The organism is Streptomyces sp. NPDC054786 (assembly GCF_053611685.1).
In genome coordinates this window covers 59,312-75,110 of record NZ_JBSHAW010000008.1, presented here as the reverse complement: position 1 = coordinate 75,110, position 15,799 = coordinate 59,312, and the positions used below count along the sequence as shown (strand labels likewise).

The 15,799-nt window shown below is 69.3% G+C and carries 15 protein-coding genes and 2 tRNA genes; 10 read left to right on the top strand and 7 right to left on the bottom strand.

Annotated features, from left to right (window positions below):
- Positions 1-28 precede the first annotated feature (28 nt).
- From ACWGI6_RS09305 to ACWGI6_RS09285, 5 genes are all read right to left on the bottom strand, one after another.
- Positions 29-847: an ABC transporter permease gene (locus tag ACWGI6_RS09305; RefSeq protein ID WP_453266912.1), complete on the bottom strand. Its 819-nt coding sequence runs from the start codon at positions 845-847 to the stop codon at positions 29-31.
- Positions 844-1,899, bottom strand: coding sequence for an ABC transporter ATP-binding protein (locus ACWGI6_RS09300; RefSeq protein ID WP_453266911.1), 1,056 nt, complete (start codon positions 1,897-1,899; stop codon positions 844-846). Before ACWGI6_RS09300 ends, ACWGI6_RS09305 begins: the two co-directional genes overlap by 4 nt.
- 186 nt (positions 1,900-2,085) lie before the next feature.
- Positions 2,086-2,158, bottom strand: a tRNA-Gly gene (locus ACWGI6_RS09295).
- A gap of 74 nt (positions 2,159-2,232) precedes the next feature.
- A tRNA-Gly gene (locus ACWGI6_RS09290) sits at positions 2,233-2,304 on the bottom strand.
- Between the two features lie 120 nt (positions 2,305-2,424).
- Positions 2,425-2,745 carry a histone-like nucleoid-structuring protein Lsr2 gene (locus tag ACWGI6_RS09285; protein WP_030086195.1) on the bottom strand — a complete coding sequence of 107 codons (321 nt, stop codon included), beginning with the start codon at positions 2,743-2,745 and terminating at the stop codon, positions 2,425-2,427.
- A gap of 300 nt (positions 2,746-3,045) precedes the next feature.
- Between ACWGI6_RS09285 and purS the strand changes: the two genes are divergently transcribed.
- From purS to purM, 8 genes are all read left to right on the top strand, one after another.
- Positions 3,046-3,291 (top strand): phosphoribosylformylglycinamidine synthase subunit PurS, encoded by a 246-nt coding sequence (purS, locus tag ACWGI6_RS09280; RefSeq protein WP_030086196.1) that lies wholly within the window; start codon positions 3,046-3,048, stop codon positions 3,289-3,291.
- A complete protein-coding gene (gene purQ, locus ACWGI6_RS09275) occupies positions 3,288-3,968 on the top strand; it encodes a phosphoribosylformylglycinamidine synthase subunit PurQ (RefSeq protein ID WP_393909389.1) in 681 nt (226 codons plus the stop codon). The genes purS and purQ overlap by 4 nt, the downstream gene beginning before the upstream one ends.
- Before the next feature lie 91 nt (positions 3,969-4,059).
- The gene (purL, locus tag ACWGI6_RS09270) at positions 4,060-6,309 is read left to right on the top strand and encodes a phosphoribosylformylglycinamidine synthase subunit PurL (RefSeq protein ID WP_453266910.1); all 2,250 of its coding nucleotides are present in this window, start codon (positions 4,060-4,062) and stop codon (positions 6,307-6,309) included.
- Between the two features lie 148 nt (positions 6,310-6,457).
- Entirely contained in the window at positions 6,458-6,970 is a 513-nt protein-coding gene (locus ACWGI6_RS09265; protein WP_453266909.1) for an ArsR family transcriptional regulator, read from the top strand.
- A 27-nt stretch (positions 6,971-6,997) separates the two neighbouring features.
- A complete protein-coding gene (locus tag ACWGI6_RS09260; RefSeq protein WP_453266908.1) occupies positions 6,998-7,843 on the top strand; it encodes a peptidoglycan DD-metalloendopeptidase family protein in 846 nt (281 codons plus the stop codon).
- 159 nt (positions 7,844-8,002) lie between these two features.
- Positions 8,003-8,800, top strand: a complete 798-nt coding sequence (locus ACWGI6_RS09255; protein WP_453266907.1) for a sterol carrier family protein — start codon at positions 8,003-8,005, stop codon at positions 8,798-8,800.
- A 402-nt stretch (positions 8,801-9,202) separates the two neighbouring features.
- The gene (purF, locus tag ACWGI6_RS09250) at positions 9,203-10,762 is read left to right on the top strand and encodes an amidophosphoribosyltransferase (protein WP_453266906.1); all 1,560 of its coding nucleotides are present in this window, start codon (positions 9,203-9,205) and stop codon (positions 10,760-10,762) included.
- 34 nt (positions 10,763-10,796) lie between these two features.
- A complete protein-coding gene (gene purM / locus ACWGI6_RS09245) occupies positions 10,797-11,864 on the top strand; it encodes a phosphoribosylformylglycinamidine cyclo-ligase (protein WP_453266905.1) in 1,068 nt (355 codons plus the stop codon).
- A 201-nt stretch (positions 11,865-12,065) separates the two neighbouring features.
- On the opposite strand, the gene ACWGI6_RS09240 is transcribed toward purM, so the two are convergent.
- Complete coding sequence (locus tag ACWGI6_RS09240) at positions 12,066-12,317, bottom strand: DUF3073 domain-containing protein (protein WP_393909383.1); 252 nt, start codon at positions 12,315-12,317, stop codon at positions 12,066-12,068.
- Between the two features lie 319 nt (positions 12,318-12,636).
- Entirely contained in the window at positions 12,637-13,755 is a 1,119-nt protein-coding gene (locus ACWGI6_RS09235) for a Leu/Phe/Val dehydrogenase (protein WP_453266904.1), read from the bottom strand.
- 196 nt (positions 13,756-13,951) lie between these two features.
- Here ACWGI6_RS09235 and ACWGI6_RS09230 point away from each other — a divergent pair, with 196 nt between their 5' ends.
- Positions 13,952-14,788 carry a hypothetical protein gene (locus ACWGI6_RS09230; RefSeq protein WP_453266903.1) on the top strand — a complete coding sequence of 279 codons (837 nt, stop codon included), beginning with the start codon at positions 13,952-13,954 and terminating at the stop codon, positions 14,786-14,788.
- 515 nt (positions 14,789-15,303) lie between these two features.
- A complete protein-coding gene (bldC, locus tag ACWGI6_RS09225; protein WP_003949541.1) occupies positions 15,304-15,510 on the top strand; it encodes a developmental transcriptional regulator BldC in 207 nt (68 codons plus the stop codon).
- Positions 15,511-15,799 lie beyond the last annotated feature (289 nt).

Below are 15,799 nucleotides of genomic sequence, written 5' to 3'. Positions count from 1 at the left end.
CCCCCGTCGTCCCGGTCACCCTGCGTCGCTAGCGCCGCGGCTCCCAGCGGAACCACCGCTGCACAGCAAACAGCGCGAGCCCGGCCCAGGCCAAGCCGATGACCAGCTGCCCCAGCGTCTCCTGGACATCCCCGCCGCCGGTCCAGCCGGCCCGTATCAGCTCCATCGTCGGTGACAGCGGCAGGAATTCGAGGAACCCGGCGACATGCTCCGGAAGGACGTCCAAGGGGACCAGCATCCCCGAGCCCGCCATCGACAGCATCATGAAGGGCAGCACGGTCAGCTGTGCGGCCTCGGTCGACTTCGCGAAGGCCGAGGACGCCGCCGCGGCCCCGACGACCGCGACCATGCCCAGCACCACTCCGGCAATCAGGAGGTGCGGCGCGCGGGGCAGGCCGGTGCCCAGCGCCGGACTGCCGAGGACGACGAGGAGCGCGCACTGCGCCAGGCCCAGCAGTACCGAGGGAAGCGCGGTGCCGGCCAGTATTTCCAGATCCCGCAGTTCACCGGTGCGCAGGCGCTTGAGCACCAGCTCCTCGCGCCGGGCGACATAGGCGCCGGTGAGGCTGGAGTAGACGGCAAAGAGCAGAACGTATCCGAGAGTGGCGGGCAACAGCACCGTTTCGAGCGACAGCCCCGTGCCGGCCAGGTTCATCGAACCGACCGCCTGTTTCATGGCGAACGCCATGGCAATCGGGATGATCAGCGACGTGTACAGCACGGTCTTGTTACGGCCGAGAAGCGTCAACTCGGCCCGACCCAGGGAGAGTAGACGTCCGGCGGTGCGGGTTTCCGCGGGAATATTCGCCCGCTCATAGCTGACGGCTGCGCTCGTACGTGGACTCATCTGTTCTCCAGCCCCTTTGCGATGTGCAGAAATGCCTCTTCCAGCGACGCAGATCTGACGTCCAGTCCGCGCAGCGTTATCCCCTTCTCCTGCGCCCAGACCAGCACTCCGGTCGCGGCCCGCTGCAGTGCGTCCGTCCGCAGCCGGACCGTGCGCCCGGCCGTCTCATGGCCGATGACGCCCAGTTCCCCCAGCGGTGGCAGATCGCCGAGATGGAATCCGTCGGGCAGCTCGAAGGAGAGGTGCGCGGGATGCGCGGCCACGACCTCCGCGACATGTCCCGCTGCCGCTATCCGCCCGTCGTGCAAGATCGCCAGCCGGTCCGCCAATTCCTCGGCTTCTTCGAGATAGTGCGTGGTCAGCACGACCGTGGTCCCGGAGTCCCGCAGCTCGCGGACCAATTCCCAGGTGGCATGGCGCGCTTCGGTGTCCAGCCCCGTCGTCGGCTCGTCCAGGAACAGCACCTCGGGTCTCCCCAGCAGCGCGAGTGCGAGATCCAGCCGACGGCGCTCGCCCCCGGACAGCTGCTTGACCCGGACGTCTCTGCGCCGGTCCAGCCCCACGGTGCCGAGGACTTCCTCGATCTGGCGCGCCCCGCTGGTACACCCGGCCCACATCCGCAGGGTTTCCGCAGGCGTCAGCTCGGAGGGGAAGCCGCCCTCCTGCAGCATGACGCCGATCCGGGGCCGCACCTTGCCCCGCTCACGGAACGGGTCATGGCCGAGGACCCGGACCCGTCCGGAGGTGGGCGCGGCCAGGCCCTCCAGCAGTTCGAGGGTGGAGGTCTTGCCCGCCCCATTGGTCCCCAGGAGCGCGAACAGCTCGCCTCGGTCGACGGTGAAGTCGATACCGCTCACGGCCTCATAACTCTCCCGCGCGCCGGACCGGCTCCGCCCGCCGCGCCCGCCCTGCTTCCCCTCCTTTTCCGCACGCCGCCCGGCCGCGCCGTAGCGCCTGCGGAGTTCGGTGACCTCGATCACACTCGCGCGCGAGCCGGCGCTCCTGACGCTGCCGCGGCCGGCCTCCGCGATGGTTTTCTCCCCGATGTTCATGAGTCCAGCGTTTCGCCGGATCAAGGTTCCGGGCAGTGCGACCTGTCATCGCAGCCGATGACAAATGTCAGTTGCCAACGCCGGAAGAGGAGGGGGAGGCAGAGGAGGAAGAAGCGGGAGGAAGTGACACGATCGCCGGTAAATGAAGAAGGCCCCGGTCGCAATGACCGGGGCCTTCTCTTTCTGAGCGGACGACGAGGCTCGAACTCGCGACCTCAACCTTGGCAAGGTTGCGCTCTACCAACTGAGCTACGTCCGCAGGCATCCACTCGGCTTTCACCGAGCGGCGCGACAGCTACTGTACCTGATCCAATGACCGGTCGAGACTGTCAGAGCGGGTGACAGGGATTGCACACTGCGCCTCCCTCTTGGAAAGAGGGCGCTCTACTACTGAGCTACACCCGCGTGACTCCGTGAGGTCCGGCCCTTTCGGCCTCGCCCCTCGGCGTGCTCCAGACTCTAGCTGATCAGTAGGGGTGCTGTGCAAGTCGGCTGCGCCCGGGCCGAGGGACGCCCGTAAGTCGGTTAGTGGTTGGCGGCGTTGAAGGCCTCGTAGACCTTCTTGGGGATGCGGCCGCGCGGGGGGACATCCATCTGGTTGGAGCGGGCCCAGGCGCGGACGGCCGCGGGATCGGGGTTCACCGCGGTCCGGTGGTAGGCCTTGCCGGACTTGGCCCGCTTGCGGCCGGCCTCGACGAACGGAGCGAGGGCGCCGCGCAGTTTCTTCGCATTGGCGGGATTGAGGTCGATCTCGTACGACTTCCCGTCCAATCCGAAGGTGACCGTCTCTGCGGCTTCTCCTCCGTCGATGTCATCGGAGAGCGTTACTACTACGCGCTGCGCCACGGATATCGGTCCTTTCGTGGAGCGACCCCTTGTTGACGTGGGGTGATGCTCCGGATCCGGCTGATTGGGATCAATGCTTTTTCATTTGTACAGCGATGGGCATTGCATTGTGAAGCCCAGTTAATTTCGTCAGCGTGTCTTCCCGCAATCCGGACCCCGGATCTTTTCGAGAATTTTTCCTGAGCTGCACTCCTTCCGATACCGGACCGTGATCGGGCCCCCGGTATATCTATGCGCGTAGATTTTCGAACACGGTACTGTGAGGACACCGCCTTACGCACCACACCACCGGGAGTGCCAGTGGCACGCGTCGTAGTCGACGTCATGCTCAAGCCGGAGATCCTCGACCCGCAGGGGCAGGCGGTGCAGCGCGCACTGCCACGCCTGGGCTTCGAGGGGATCGCCGACGTCCGTCAGGGCAAGCGTTTCGAACTTGAGGTGGAGGGTCCGGTCGACGACGCCGCCCTCGCTCGCATCCAAGAGATGGCCGAGACCTTCCTCGCCAACACCGTCATCGAAGACTTCACCGTGCGGGTCGACTCATGACCTCGCGCATCGGAGTCATTACCTTCCCCGGCACGCTCGACGACCGCGACACCCAGCGCGCCGTCCGGGTGGCCGGCGCCGAAGCGGTGCCGCTGTGGCACCGCGACAAGGACCTCAAGCAGGTCGACGCCGTGGTGCTGCCCGGCGGTTTCTCCTATGGCGACTATTTGCGGGCCGGGGCCATTTCCCGGTTCTCGCCGGTGATGGAGACCGTGATCGAGCAGGCCAAGGCCGGTATGCCGGTCCTTGGTATCTGCAACGGCTTCCAGGTGCTCACCGAGACCCACCTGCTGCCCGGCGCCATGCTGCGCAACAACCACCTGCATTTCATCTGCCGCGACCAGAAGCTGCGGGTGGAGAACGCGGAGACCTCCTGGACGTCGGACTATGCGTCCGGCCAGGAGATCAGCATCCCGCTGAAGAACATCGACGGCCGGTACGTCGCCGACGGGCGCACGCTCGACATGCTCGAGGCCGAGGGCCGGGTCGCCTTCCGCTACCTGGACGGCAACCCCAACGGCTCGCTGCGCGACATCGCCGGCATCACCAATGAGGCGGGCAATGTCGTCGGCCTCATGCCGCACCCCGAGCACGCCGTGGAGCCGCTGATCGGTACGGGCCGTACCGACGGCCTCGGATTCTTCACTTCGATCCTGAAGAAGCTGGTCAACGCATGAGCGACGCACGCGCGGCCGCCGGGCCGCAGCCGAAGACGAATGCCGCACCTCTGCGCCGCGCGGGCGGAGAAGCGAGTGAAAGGTGCGCGGCATGACTCTCGACACCGTCAAGCACGCAGCCGAGACGCCGGACACCGGCCAGCCGTGGGCCGAACTCGGCCTGAAGCAGGACGAGTACCAGCGCATCCGTGAGATTCTCGGCCGCCGTCCCACCGGCGCCGAACTCGCCATGTACTCGGTCATGTGGTCCGAGCACTGCTCCTACAAGAGCAGCAAGGTCCATCTGAAGCAGTTCGGCGAGAAGGCCCCCGAGAACGACGCGCTGCTCGTCGGCATCGGCGAGAACGCCGGTGTCGTCGACGTCGGCCAGGGCTACGCCGTCACCTTCAAGGTGGAGTCCCACAACCACCCCTCGTACATCGAGCCCTACCAGGGCGCGGCCACCGGCGTCGGCGGGATCGTCCGCGACATCCTCGCGATGGGCGCCCGCCCCGTCGCCGTCGTGGACCCGCTGCGCTTCGGCGCCGCCGACCACCCCGACACCAAGCGCGTCCTGCCGGGCGTGGTGGCCGGCATCGGCGGTTACGGCAACTGCCTGGGCCTGCCCAACATCGGTGGTGAGGTCGTCTTCGACGCCTGCTACCAGGGCAACCCGCTGGTCAACGCCGGTTGCATCGGCGTCATGAAGCACGAGGACATCCACCTCGCCAAGGCGTCCGGCGCGGGCAACAAGGTCATCCTCTACGGCGCCCGTACCGGCGGCGACGGCATCGGCGGTGTCTCCGTGCTGGCCTCGGAGACCTTCGACGACACCAAGCCCACCAAGCGCCCCGCCGTGCAGGTCGGTGACCCCTTCCAGGAGAAGCTGCTCATCGAGTGCACCCTGGAGATCTTCAAGGAAGACCTGGTCGACGGCATTCAGGACCTCGGCGGTGCCGGGCTGTCCTGTGCCACCAGCGAGCTGGCCTCGGCCGGCTCCGGCGGTATGCGCGTCGAGCTGGACACCGTGCCGCTGCGTGACTCCTCCCTCTCGCCCGAGGAAATCCTCATGAGCGAGTCGCAGGAGCGGATGTGCGCGATCGTCGAGCCCGGGAAGGTCGACCGCTTCCTGGAGATCTGCGAGAAGTGGGACGTCATCGCGACCGTCATCGGTGAGGTGACGGACGGCTCGCAGCTGGAGATCTTCTGGCACGGCGAGCAGATCGTGGACGTGCCGCCGCGCACCGTCGCCCACGAGGGCCCGGTCTACGAGCGCCCCTACGCCCGGCCCGACTGGCAGGACGCCCTCCAGGCCGACGACGCGGCCAAGCTGCCCCGCCCGGCGGGCGCGGACGAGCTGCGTGCGCAGGTCCTGAAGCTGGTGGCCTCGCCCAACCAGGCCTCCAAGGCGTGGATCACCGACCAGTACGACCGGTTCGTGCAGGGCAACACCGTCCTCGCGCAGCCGGAGGACGCCGGCATGGTCCGCATCGACGAGGACAGCAACCTCGGTGTCGCGCTCGCCACGGACGGCAACGGGCGCTACGCCAAGCTCGACCCGTACGCGGGCGCGCAGCTGGCGCTGGCCGAGGCGTACCGCAATGTCGCCGCCTCCGGCGCCAAGCCGCTGGCCGTCTCCGACTGCCTGAACTTCGGTTCGCCCGAGGACCCGGCGGTGATGTGGCAGTTCGCCGAGGCCACCCGCGGTCTCGCCGACGCCTGCCAGACCCTCGGTACGCCGGTCACCGGCGGCAATGTGTCGCTCTACAACCAGACCGGCGAGGTGGCGATCCACCCGACCCCGGTCGTCGCGGTGCTCGGCGTCATCGACGATGTGAACCGCCGTACCCCGATCGCGTTCGCGGACGAGGGCCAGCTGATCTACCTCCTGGGTGACACCCGGGAGGAGCTGGGCGGCTCGGCGTGGTCGCAGGTCGTGCACGATCACCTCGGTGGTCTTCCGCCGAAGGTCGACCTGGAGCGCGAGCGGCTGCTGGCCGATGTGCTGATCTCCGCCTCGCGCGACGGCATGGTCGACGCCGCGCACGACCTCTCCGACGGCGGTCTGATCCAGGCCCTGGTGGAGTCCTGCCTGCGCGGCGGCAAGGGTGCGCGCCTCGTCGTTCCCGACGGGCTGGACCCCTTCGTGCTGCTCTTCTCCGAGTCGGCCGGCCGGGCGGTCGTGGCCGTGCCGCGCAGCGAGGAGCTCCGCTTCACCGACATGTGCGGTGCGCGGGGGCTGCCGGCCACCCGGATCGGTGTGATCGACGGCGACGAGATCGACGTCCAGGGGCAGTTCAGCCTCCCGCTGAGCGAGCTGAAGGACGCGCACGAGGCCACGATCCCGGGGCTGATCGCGTAGTCAGCTCCTCCGGGCCGTGGCCCGGGAAGCCTGAGCCGAAACGGCCCGCCGGTACGTCCGGCGGGCCGTTTCGGCTGTTTCCGGGGCATCCGCACCGGCCTCCCGGTGAGCCCTTGCCTGCAATTACGTAATTACGTAATCTCTCGCCATGGATCTCGAACAGCGGGTGGCCGAGCTGGAACGACGGCTGGCCGCTCTGGAGCGGTCCGCCGGTCCGGCCGCCCGTCCGCCCGAGCGCGAGCCCGACGACGACCTGTGGGCCCTGCACGGCCTGCAGGCCCAGCTCGCCGAGCTGGGCGCCGACAACGGCGGAGTGCTCTTCACCGGCGCCGTACGGACACCGGCCGGACAGCGCTACGAGTGGCAGTACGGACTGGCCACCGACACCGTGCTGGACGCCGACTGGGCGGCCGCCGCCGAGCAGTTCGCGGCGCTCGGCCGGCCCGTACGGCTGCGGCTGCTGCGCGAGGTCCTCGGCGGCCGCTGCACCGCCGCCGAACTCACCGAGCTGGACGACACGGGCACGACCGGCCAGATCTACCACCACCTCCGGCAGCTCACCGCCGCCGGCTGGCTGCACACGGCCGCCCGTGGCCGCTACGAGGTACCGGCCCACCGCGTCGTACCGCTGCTGGTGATGCTGACCGCCGCCGGGCGCTGACGCCCGGCCGATCTCAGGGGGACAGGAATGAAGTCCATATCCATGCGGAAACTCTCCGAACAGGCCGCTCACCTCTGCTTGTTCGCCTTCTTCGCGGTGGTCGTGGCGAGCTTCTTCGTCGACATTCCGTACTGGTGGGGCTGGGTCCCGCTCGGCCTCTGGCTGCTGCTCCGCCTGGGCATGAACCGCCGGGCGGCGCGCGCGGAAGCGAACGGTCCGGCAGGCGCCGCCCCCGAGCCGGTGGAGGTCGCCGCGCCGGTCACCGGCCGCTGGAAGGCCCTCAACAGCCCCGCCGACAAGGTCCCCAGTCACGGCACCCGGGCGTACGGACAGGCCTACGCCATCGACATCGTGGCGGAACCCGAGCCCCACTCCCGCCCCGGTTTCGGCTGGTGGCCCCTGGTCCGCCGCAACGAAGCCTTCCCGGCCTTCGGCGCGCCGCTGCTCGCCGTCGCCGATGCCACCGTCGTACGGGCCGACGACCGTCAGCGCGACCACCTCAGCCGCACCTCGTGGCCGGCGGCGGTCTACCTGCTCGCCATCGAGGGGCTGGTCCGTGTACTGGGGGGCGCCCGCCGGGTCATCGGCAACCACGTGATCCTCGACCTGGGCGACGGGACGTACGCGCTCTACGCCCATGTCCGGCGCGGCTCGCTCACCGTCCGCACCGGCGACCGGGTACGGGCCGGACAGCAGCTCGGCCAGTGCGGGGACTCCGGCAACAGCTCGGAGCCGCACGTCCACTTCCAGCTCATGGACGGCGCGGACCCGGAGGCCGCCGACGGTGTCCCCTTCACCTGGCGGGGGATCGGCGTCCCGCCCAACGGCGAGCTCTTCGACGCCGAGGCGCCGGCGGAGACGCCCGCGAGCTGAAGGCCACCGCCCGCTTGTGCGGGGAGCGGGTGAGGCCGGGCCGGGCCGTGTGGGGCGGTCCCGGCGCCGGCATCCCGGGCTCGATCTCGCCGGCATCCCGGGCCCCTTCTCGCCGGCATCCGGGGCTCGTTGTCAGAGGCGCCGCCTAGGCTGATCGTCATGCCTCCTGCCGCCCGGAAGCCGCGCGCCCGCCAGTACGACGCAACGAAGACCCGTGCTGCCGTCACGGCCCAGCTCGCGCACGTCCGGGAGGCCGTAAGCCGCCTTGCGCCCGAGCAGTTCGCGCTGCCGACCCGGCTCGGTGACTGGACGGTGCGCGAGCTGGTGGCGCATCTGTCCATGACGGTCGGCAGCGTGGCGCGCAGTCTTGAGCAGCCGGCTCCGCCGCGGGCGGAGGCCGCCCTGGTGGACTGGCCGTCCGTCGCCGCCCCGCTCGCCTCCTCCATCGACGACCGCACCCGGGCCCTGGCCGCCGCTCACGACCCGGTGGAGCTGCTGGAGCGCACCGCCGAGGAGTTCGCCCGGATCCTCCGGCCGGAATCCGACGACCGGGTGCTGGCCGCCCGGCCCGGTGCGATGCGGCTGGCCGACTTCCTGGTCACCCGCTGTGTCGAACTCGTGGTGCACAGCGACGATCTGGCGGCGGCGACCGGTCTGCAGATCCCGTACGACCGCCAGGCCCTGGCCGTCACCACCCGGCTGCTGGCCGATGCGCTGGCCGCCAAGGCGCCCGGCAACTCGGTCGAGGTCCGGGTGCCGCCGTTCGCCGTGGTGCAGTGCGTCGAGGGCCCCAGACACACCCGTGGCACCCCGCCGAATGTCGTCGAGACCGACCCGCTGACGTGGATCCGGCTGGCCGCCGGCCGTACGCCATGGGCCGAGGCGCTGGACGCGGCGACGGTCAGTGCCAGCGGGGAGCGGGCCGACATCGGCGGGTATCTGCCCGTGCTGAGCTGAGGGCGCGGGCGGCGCGGCGAGGGGCGCGCGGTCCACGGCCGGTGAGCGGTGGTGGCCGGCAGGCGGGCGGGGAGTGCGTCGGGTATCTCACACCGGCGGTACCGCCCACCTTGCTGACAAGCGTCATAAAGAGAGCAAAGGGCCCATGTCGAGCTGCCCGCGAAGGAGCGGGAAGCGGAACCCGGAAATCCGCCACGGTGTGCGGAAGTCGCAGCTCAGCGAGGCGAGCGCAAGATCGACTGAGCCGCGGAACGCGGCCGATCAGCGGCCTGCGGAGGCAGAATTCCCGACGCACCGGCCGTGACCACGTCCCTCACGCTCCACGCGTCGTTCATGCACTCATCCAGGTGCGCGGGCATCCCCGGTTCGGATGAATGCGCGACCTGCCCTAGACTCGGTGCCGTGCCACGTGGTGACGGACGACTCAGCCACGACCTGCTCCCCGGTGAGAAGGGCCCCCAGGACGCTTGCGGCGTCTTCGGTGTCTGGGCTCCGGGTGAAGAGGTCGCCAAACTCGCCTATTTCGGGCTGTATGCGCTGCAGCACCGTGGACAGGAGTCCGCGGGCATCGCGGTGAGCAACGGCTCCCAGATCCTCGTTTTCAAGGACATGGGCTTGGTTTCCCAGGTCTTCGACGAGACTTCGCTCGGTTCCCTCCAGGGCCATATCGCCGTGGGCCATGCCCGCTACTCCACCACCGGTGCCTCGGTGTGGGAGAACGCCCAGCCGACGTTCCGTGCGACCGCGCACGGCTCGATCGCGCTCGGCCACAACGGCAACCTGGTCAACACCGCGGAGCTGGCGGATCTGGTCGCCGCGCTGCCCCGCGAGGGCGGCCGGGCGACCCAGGTCGCGGCCACCAATGACACCGACCTGGTCACGGCGCTGCTGGCCGGCCAGGTCGACGAGGACGGCAAGCCGCTGACCGTCGAGGAGGCCGCACCCCGCGTCCTGCCGAAGGTCAAGGGCGCCTTCTCGCTCTGCTTCATGGACGAGCACACGCTCTACGCCGCCCGCGACCCGCAGGGCATCCGCCCGCTGGTCCTCGGACGCCTGGAGCGCGGCTGGGTGGTGGCCTCCGAGACCGCCGCCCTCGACATCTGCGGCGCCAGCTTCATCCGGGAGATCGAACCCGGTGAGATGGTCGCGATCGACGAGAACGGTCTGCGCAGCAGCCGCTTCGCCGAGGCCCGGCCCAAGGGCTGTGTCTTCGAGTACGTCTACCTCGCCCGCCCGGACACCGACATCGCCGGCCGCAATGTGTACCTCTCCCGTGTGGAGATGGGCCGCAAGCTGGCCGCCGAGGCGCCGGCCGATGCCGACCTGGTGATAGCGACGCCGGAGTCCGGTACTCCCGCCGCCGTCGGATACGCCGAGGCCAGTGGCATCCCCTACGGCTCCGGCCTGGTCAAGAACTCCTACGTCGGCCGGACCTTCATCCAGCCCTCGCAGACCATCCGCCAGCTCGGTATCCGTCTCAAGCTCAACCCGCTCAAGGAAGTCATCCGCGGCAAGCGCCTGGTGGTCGTCGACGACTCGATCGTCCGCGGCAACACCCAGCGCGCCCTGGTCCGGATGCTGCGCGAGGCCGGTGCTCTCGAGGTCCACATCCGGATCTCGTCCCCGCCGATCAAGTGGCCGTGCTTCTTCGGCATCGACTTCGCCACCCGCGCGGAGCTGATCGCCAACGGGCTGAGCGTGGAGGAGATCGGCAAGTCGCTGGGCGCCGATTCGCTCGCGTACATCTCCATCGACGGCATGATCGAGGCGACCACGATCGCCAAGCCGAACCTGTGCCGCGCCTGCTTCGACGGCGAGTACCCGATGGACCTGCCCGACCCGGGGCTGCTGGGCAAGCACCTCCTGGAGTCGGAGACCGCGAGCGGGGCCACGTCCGACGTGGACGGCGTCCAGACGCTCACCGCCGGGGTCGGCGGAGCCGACGCGCTGCGTCGCCCGTAGAGCTCGTCCCCACCCGACACGAAAGTTCTCCGTCATGTCAGAGACCACTGGTGCCAGCTACGCGAGCGCGGGCGTCGACATCGAAGCCGGCGACCGCGCCGTGGACCTGATGAAGGAGTGGGTGAAGAAGGCCACCCGCCCCGAGGTCGTCGGCGGCCTGGGCGGTTTCGCCGGCCTCTTCGACGCCTCCGCCCTCAAGCGGTACGAGCGCCCGCTGCTGGCCTCCGCGACCGACGGGGTCGGCACGAAGGTCGACATCGCCCGCAAGATGGGTGTCTACGACAGCATCGGCCATGACCTCGTCGGCATGGTCGTCGACGACCTGGTCGTCTGCGGCGCCGAGCCGCTGTTCATGACCGACTACATCTGCGTCGGCAAGGTCTACCCCGAGCGGGTCGCCGCGATCGTCAAGGGCATCGCCGAGGGCTGTGTGCTGGCCGGCTGCGCGCTGGTCGGCGGCGAGACCGCGGAACACCCGGGGCTGCTGGGCGCGGACGAGTTCGATGTCGCCGGTGCCGGCACGGGCGTCGTCGAGGCCGACCGGGTGCTGGGCGCGGACCGTATCCGTACGGGCGACGCGGTGATCGCCATGGCGTCCTCCGGGCTTCACTCGAACGGGTACTCGCTGGTCCGCCATGTGCTGTTCGACCGCGCGGGAATGGCCCTGGACCGGGACATCCCGGAGTTCGGCCGCACGCTCGGCGAAGAGCTCCTGGAGCCCACCAAGATCTACTCGCTGGACTGCCTGGCGCTGACCCGTACGACCGAGGTGCACGCCTTCTCGCACATCACCGGCGGCGGCCTGGCCAACAACCTCGCCCGGGTCATCCCGGAGGGCCTGCACGCCACCGTCGACCGCGCCACCTGGACGCCGGGCCCGGTGTTCGACCTGGTCGGCTCGGCCGGCTCGGTCGACCGCCTGGAGCTGGAGAAGACCCTGAACATGGGCGTCGGCATGATCGCCGTCGTCCCGCAGGGGTCGGTGGAGGCCGCCCTGACCACCCTGGCCGACCGCGGCGTGGACGCCTGGGTCAGCGGCGAGATCACCGACCGTGGTGACCGTGCAGAGGCAGTGACCCTGACCGGTGACTACGCGAGCTGAGCGGACGGACCTGCTCCATGGTCCTGAACGGGTCTTGGGCGGGAGTGCCCCCGGTGCCGGCCGGGGGAGTGCTCCCCTGTCCGGCAGCCGTCCTTGCGGTCGGCGTCCCCGCGGCCATCCGGGCAGCACAGAACCCGGTCCGGGCGATGCCCAGGACCGGGTCCGTAATGCTGTTATGGGTGCCGCGAGCGCGCAGAGTGGTCAAGCGCGACGACGTTGCTGGGACGAGTCGCCCTCGTCCTCTTCGTCGTCGTCGCCGTTGTACAGATCTGCGTACCGTGCGTACGGGTCGTCGTCCTCGTCCTCCTCGAACGGCTCTGCGTTCGGAGGCTGCTGGTTCGACGGTGATGCACCCAGCTCGTCGGCCAGTCGTGAGAGATCCGTCCCACCGCTGCTGTACTTCAGCTGGCGGGCGACCTTTGTCTGCTTGGCCTTGGCCCGGCCGCGCCCCATGGGTCGACCCCCTCAATGACGGGGCTCGATGGCCCCAGAGTCTTGACACGCGTTCATGGATCAGAGCGGGCTCTCGACAGAGAGACCGGCCCGTAGGGCTTTAACGGTACCTGCTTCCGCGGCCATACGGTACGTCGCCCGCATCACCCGCCGCTCGGCACGACCTGCAAGGCGCCCCGTCCCCGCTGGTCAACTGCGATTTTAACCTGTCCTGTACGGCGACCCGCCGACGGGTGGTGAGGGATGTCTCCCCCGACCGCCCGCGGCGGGCCGCGCAAGGCTGTATTTCCGGCCGACAAGGCCGCATTTCCGGCCTGGGTCAGGCGTGCCGCGCCTCCGCCATGCGCTGTTCGGCCAGACGGTCGGCGGCCGCGGCGGGCGGAATGCCGTCGACCTTCGCGCGAGCGAATATCGCCAGGGTGGTGTCGAAGATCTTCGCTGCCTTGGTCTTGCAGCGGTCGAAGTCGAAGCCGTGCAGCTCATCGGCCACCTGGATGACACCGCCGGCGTTCACGACGTAGTCGGGGGCGTAGAGGATGCCGCGGTCGGACAGATCCTTCTCGACGCCGGGGTGGGCGAGCTGGTTGTTGGCCGCGCCGCACACCACCTTCGCGGTCAGCACCGGCAGCGACTCATCACTCAGCGCACCGCCCAGCGCGCACGGCGCATACACGTCCAGGCCCTCGGTGCGGATCAGCGCCTCGGTGTCCGCGACCGCCGTGACCTGCGGGTACTTGGCGCGGACCCGCTCCATCGAGTCGGCCCGGACGTCCGTGATCACGACCTCGGCGCCGTCGTTGAGGAGATGCTCGACGAGGAGGTGGCCGACCTTGCCGACACCCGCGATGCCGACCTTGCGGCCGCGCAGCGTCGGGTCGCCCCAGGCGTGCTGGGCCGAGGCGCGCATGCCCTGGAAGACGCCGTAGGCGGTCAGGACGGAGGAGTCGCCGGCGCCGCCGTTCTGGGGGGAGCGGCCGGTGGTCCACTTGTTCGTACGGGCGATGACGTCCATGTCGGCGACGTACGTGCCGACATCGCAGGCGGTGACATAGCGGCCGCCGAGCGAGGCCACGAACCGGCCGTAGGCGAGCAGGAGTTCCTCGGTCTTGATCAGATCGGGGTCACCGATGATCACGGCCTTGCCGCCGCCGTGGTCCAGCCCGGCGAGGGCGTTCTTGTAGGACATGCCGCGCGACAGGTTCAGGGCGTCCAGCACGGCCTCCTCTTCGGAGGCGTAGGCATGGAAGCGCGTGCCACCGAGCGCGGGGCCCAGGGCGGTGCTGTGGATGGCGATCACGGCCTTCAGGCCGCTGGCGCGGTCCTGGCAGAGAGCCACCTGCTCATGGCCCCCCTGCTCCGACCGGAACAGGGTGTGCAGAACGCCGCCGTCGGTGCCGGCGTGGGCCGGACGTACGTCAGTCACTGTGGTGACTCCCATAAGTCGCGAAGGATGCCCTCCTACGGGTGGGGAGGGCCGGTTGAAAAGAGCGTAAGACCTGCGGGGCCGGTTGATCGGTCGGGTGCCCAGGATCACCCTCTCCCGGGGGACGGGCATGGGACGATCTGGTCGTATCGCAGGCCGGCGGGGCTCTCGGGATCTCCCGGCGGTGGATTTCCCCTTTGAAGGAGCGGGCGTGGCCCTGGCGTCGTCGGTGAAGGTCCCGTACATGGCATATCTACGGGTCTACGAGCCGCTGGCTGCGTTTCCCGAGCCGGAGCGCAGTCACTGGGCGCGCTATGCCAAACGGGAGGACACCCCCACCGCCCAGGACGAGCAGCGCCGGGCGCTGGCAGATCTGCTGGCGACCCCACCGGCGCCGGTGCCGGTCCACGAGAGTGCGGACGCCTTCATCGCCGTCGTGAACGAGGTGACATGCGTCTGTCCGTGGCGCACCCGGCTGCGCGGCTGGCAGGCCCTGGAGGCGCTGGACGAGCTGCTGCCGGCGTCGGTGCTGGATGCGGCGCTGCCCCCGGTGGTGCGTCTGCAGGCGGCCACCGACTACGAGCAGTGGCGGGAGCGCAACCCGGACGCCAGGCCCTGGATCCGCGGGGCGGCCTGGCACGTCCCGGTCCGCTGGTTCGTGCTGTTCGACGACGACGAGCGGGAGTACACGAAGGGTGACCAGGCCCCTGTACTGCGTTACCGGACGCCCATGGTGCAGGCACGGCGACGGGTCGCACGGGGGCTGCGCACGCTGCGGGACGCGCTGGAAGAGGGGCTGCTGATCGACGGCCTGGTAGATGTGGGGCGCTGGCTCGAGGAATTCCATCCGCGCTCGCTCGTGGAGCTGGACTACGGAGGGCTGGTGCACGCGGTGCCCGAGGAGCAGCTCGCCGAGGACCGTTCCGCCGCCGAGGTGGCGGAGGGGCTGGCGGCGCTGCGCGACGGGGACGGCGAGCGGGCCGGGGTCGCGTACGAGAAGCTTTCCCAGCGGTGGCGTGCGGTGCGAGAACGTCAGTTCTCCAGCTGAGCGTCGACGCGGTGGCAGAGGGTTTACTGAGCGGAAGCTTTGTGTCCGCTTTTCGGTGGTCGGACGGTAGGGGACGTACGTCCTGATCCGGGCGATTGCCTCAAGCGTGACCTAAAGCACTGACATCGGGTCTTGCTCCCAAGCCATACCCTCGTGCCAAAATAGGACAAGGAGCCCGACGTGGGCTCCTTCCGTCCAACTAAGGGCGGATAGATCGGTATTGCGGTCCTTGAGGGGTCTCGTGGCGGCTGATCACGTTGTGACTGATCGTCACGGACGGGTGACTGTCCGCTATGACACGGTCCATCGGCTTCCGTCGAGGTTGAACACCTGAGAGGGCAATTCCATCGGTTTGGCCGACGTGGCTGGACAGATGGTGTAGTTGTAGTGCCGAGGACAAGCCGTTCGTCCTATAACCGACTCGGCCCGCGTCCGCCATTTCGGGCAACGTGGGTCAAGGTGCAGAATTTAGAGGAAAGAACCGTGATGGTTCGGTTCTCCCGAGGAGGCCGCTCATGACCGCTCGCACCCCTGACGCCGAGCCGCTGCTTACCCCTGCCGAGGTCGCCACGATGTTCCGCGTGGACCCGAAGACGGTGACTCGCTGGGCCAAGGCAGGCAAGCTCACGTCCATCCGCACGCTCGGAGGGCATCGGCGTTACCGCGAGGCTGAGGTCCGCGCACTGCTCGCGGGTATCCCGCAGCAGCGCAGCGAGGCCTGAATAACCGCATAACCAGGCCGTTTTCGGGGCCCCCAACCCGAAAATGCCTGCTTTGTACCCCTGGCTCGACCTGCTTCACCATGCTTCACACAGCTTCATACGACGCGGTGCCTGCCCCAACAGGCCCCACACCCGCTCCATCTGGGTACGTCACCGATCGCGCTGGACTCCGCCGGGTCCAGCGCGATCTTTTTGTGTGCGCCCGCTTCAGGGCCCGTCGGAGCGGTCGGGTCGACCCGGCGCCGACACCCCTCCGGATGCCGGTCACGGTGCCTTCACGGGTCCTGTG

What these genes read in the sequence shown, in the direction of transcription:
- ACWGI6_RS09305 (WP_453266912.1), bottom strand. Translation starts at nt 847, where the DNA reads ATGAGTCCACGTACGAGCGCAGCCGTCAGCTATGAGCGGGCGAATATT.
- ACWGI6_RS09300 (WP_453266911.1), bottom strand. Translation starts at nt 1,899, where the DNA reads ATGAACATCGGGGAGAAAACCATCGCGGAGGCCGGCCGCGGCAGCGTC.
- purQ (WP_393909389.1), top strand. Translation starts at nt 3,288, where the DNA reads ATGACCTCGCGCATCGGAGTCATTACCTTCCCCGGCACGCTCGACGAC.
- purL (WP_453266910.1), top strand. Translation starts at nt 4,060, where the DNA reads ATGACTCTCGACACCGTCAAGCACGCAGCCGAGACGCCGGACACCGGC.
- ACWGI6_RS09265 (WP_453266909.1), top strand. Translation starts at nt 6,458, where the DNA reads ATGGATCTCGAACAGCGGGTGGCCGAGCTGGAACGACGGCTGGCCGCT.
- ACWGI6_RS09260 (WP_453266908.1), top strand. Translation starts at nt 6,998, where the DNA reads ATGAAGTCCATATCCATGCGGAAACTCTCCGAACAGGCCGCTCACCTC.
- ACWGI6_RS09255 (WP_453266907.1), top strand. Translation starts at nt 8,003, where the DNA reads ATGCCTCCTGCCGCCCGGAAGCCGCGCGCCCGCCAGTACGACGCAACG.
- purM (WP_453266905.1), top strand. Translation starts at nt 10,797, where the DNA reads ATGTCAGAGACCACTGGTGCCAGCTACGCGAGCGCGGGCGTCGACATC.
- ACWGI6_RS09240 (WP_393909383.1), bottom strand. Translation starts at nt 12,317, where the DNA reads ATGGGGCGCGGCCGGGCCAAGGCCAAGCAGACAAAGGTCGCCCGCCAG.
- ACWGI6_RS09235 (WP_453266904.1), bottom strand. Translation starts at nt 13,755, where the DNA reads ATGGGAGTCACCACAGTGACTGACGTACGTCCGGCCCACGCCGGCACC.
- bldC (WP_003949541.1), top strand. Translation starts at nt 15,304, where the DNA reads ATGACCGCTCGCACCCCTGACGCCGAGCCGCTGCTTACCCCTGCCGAG.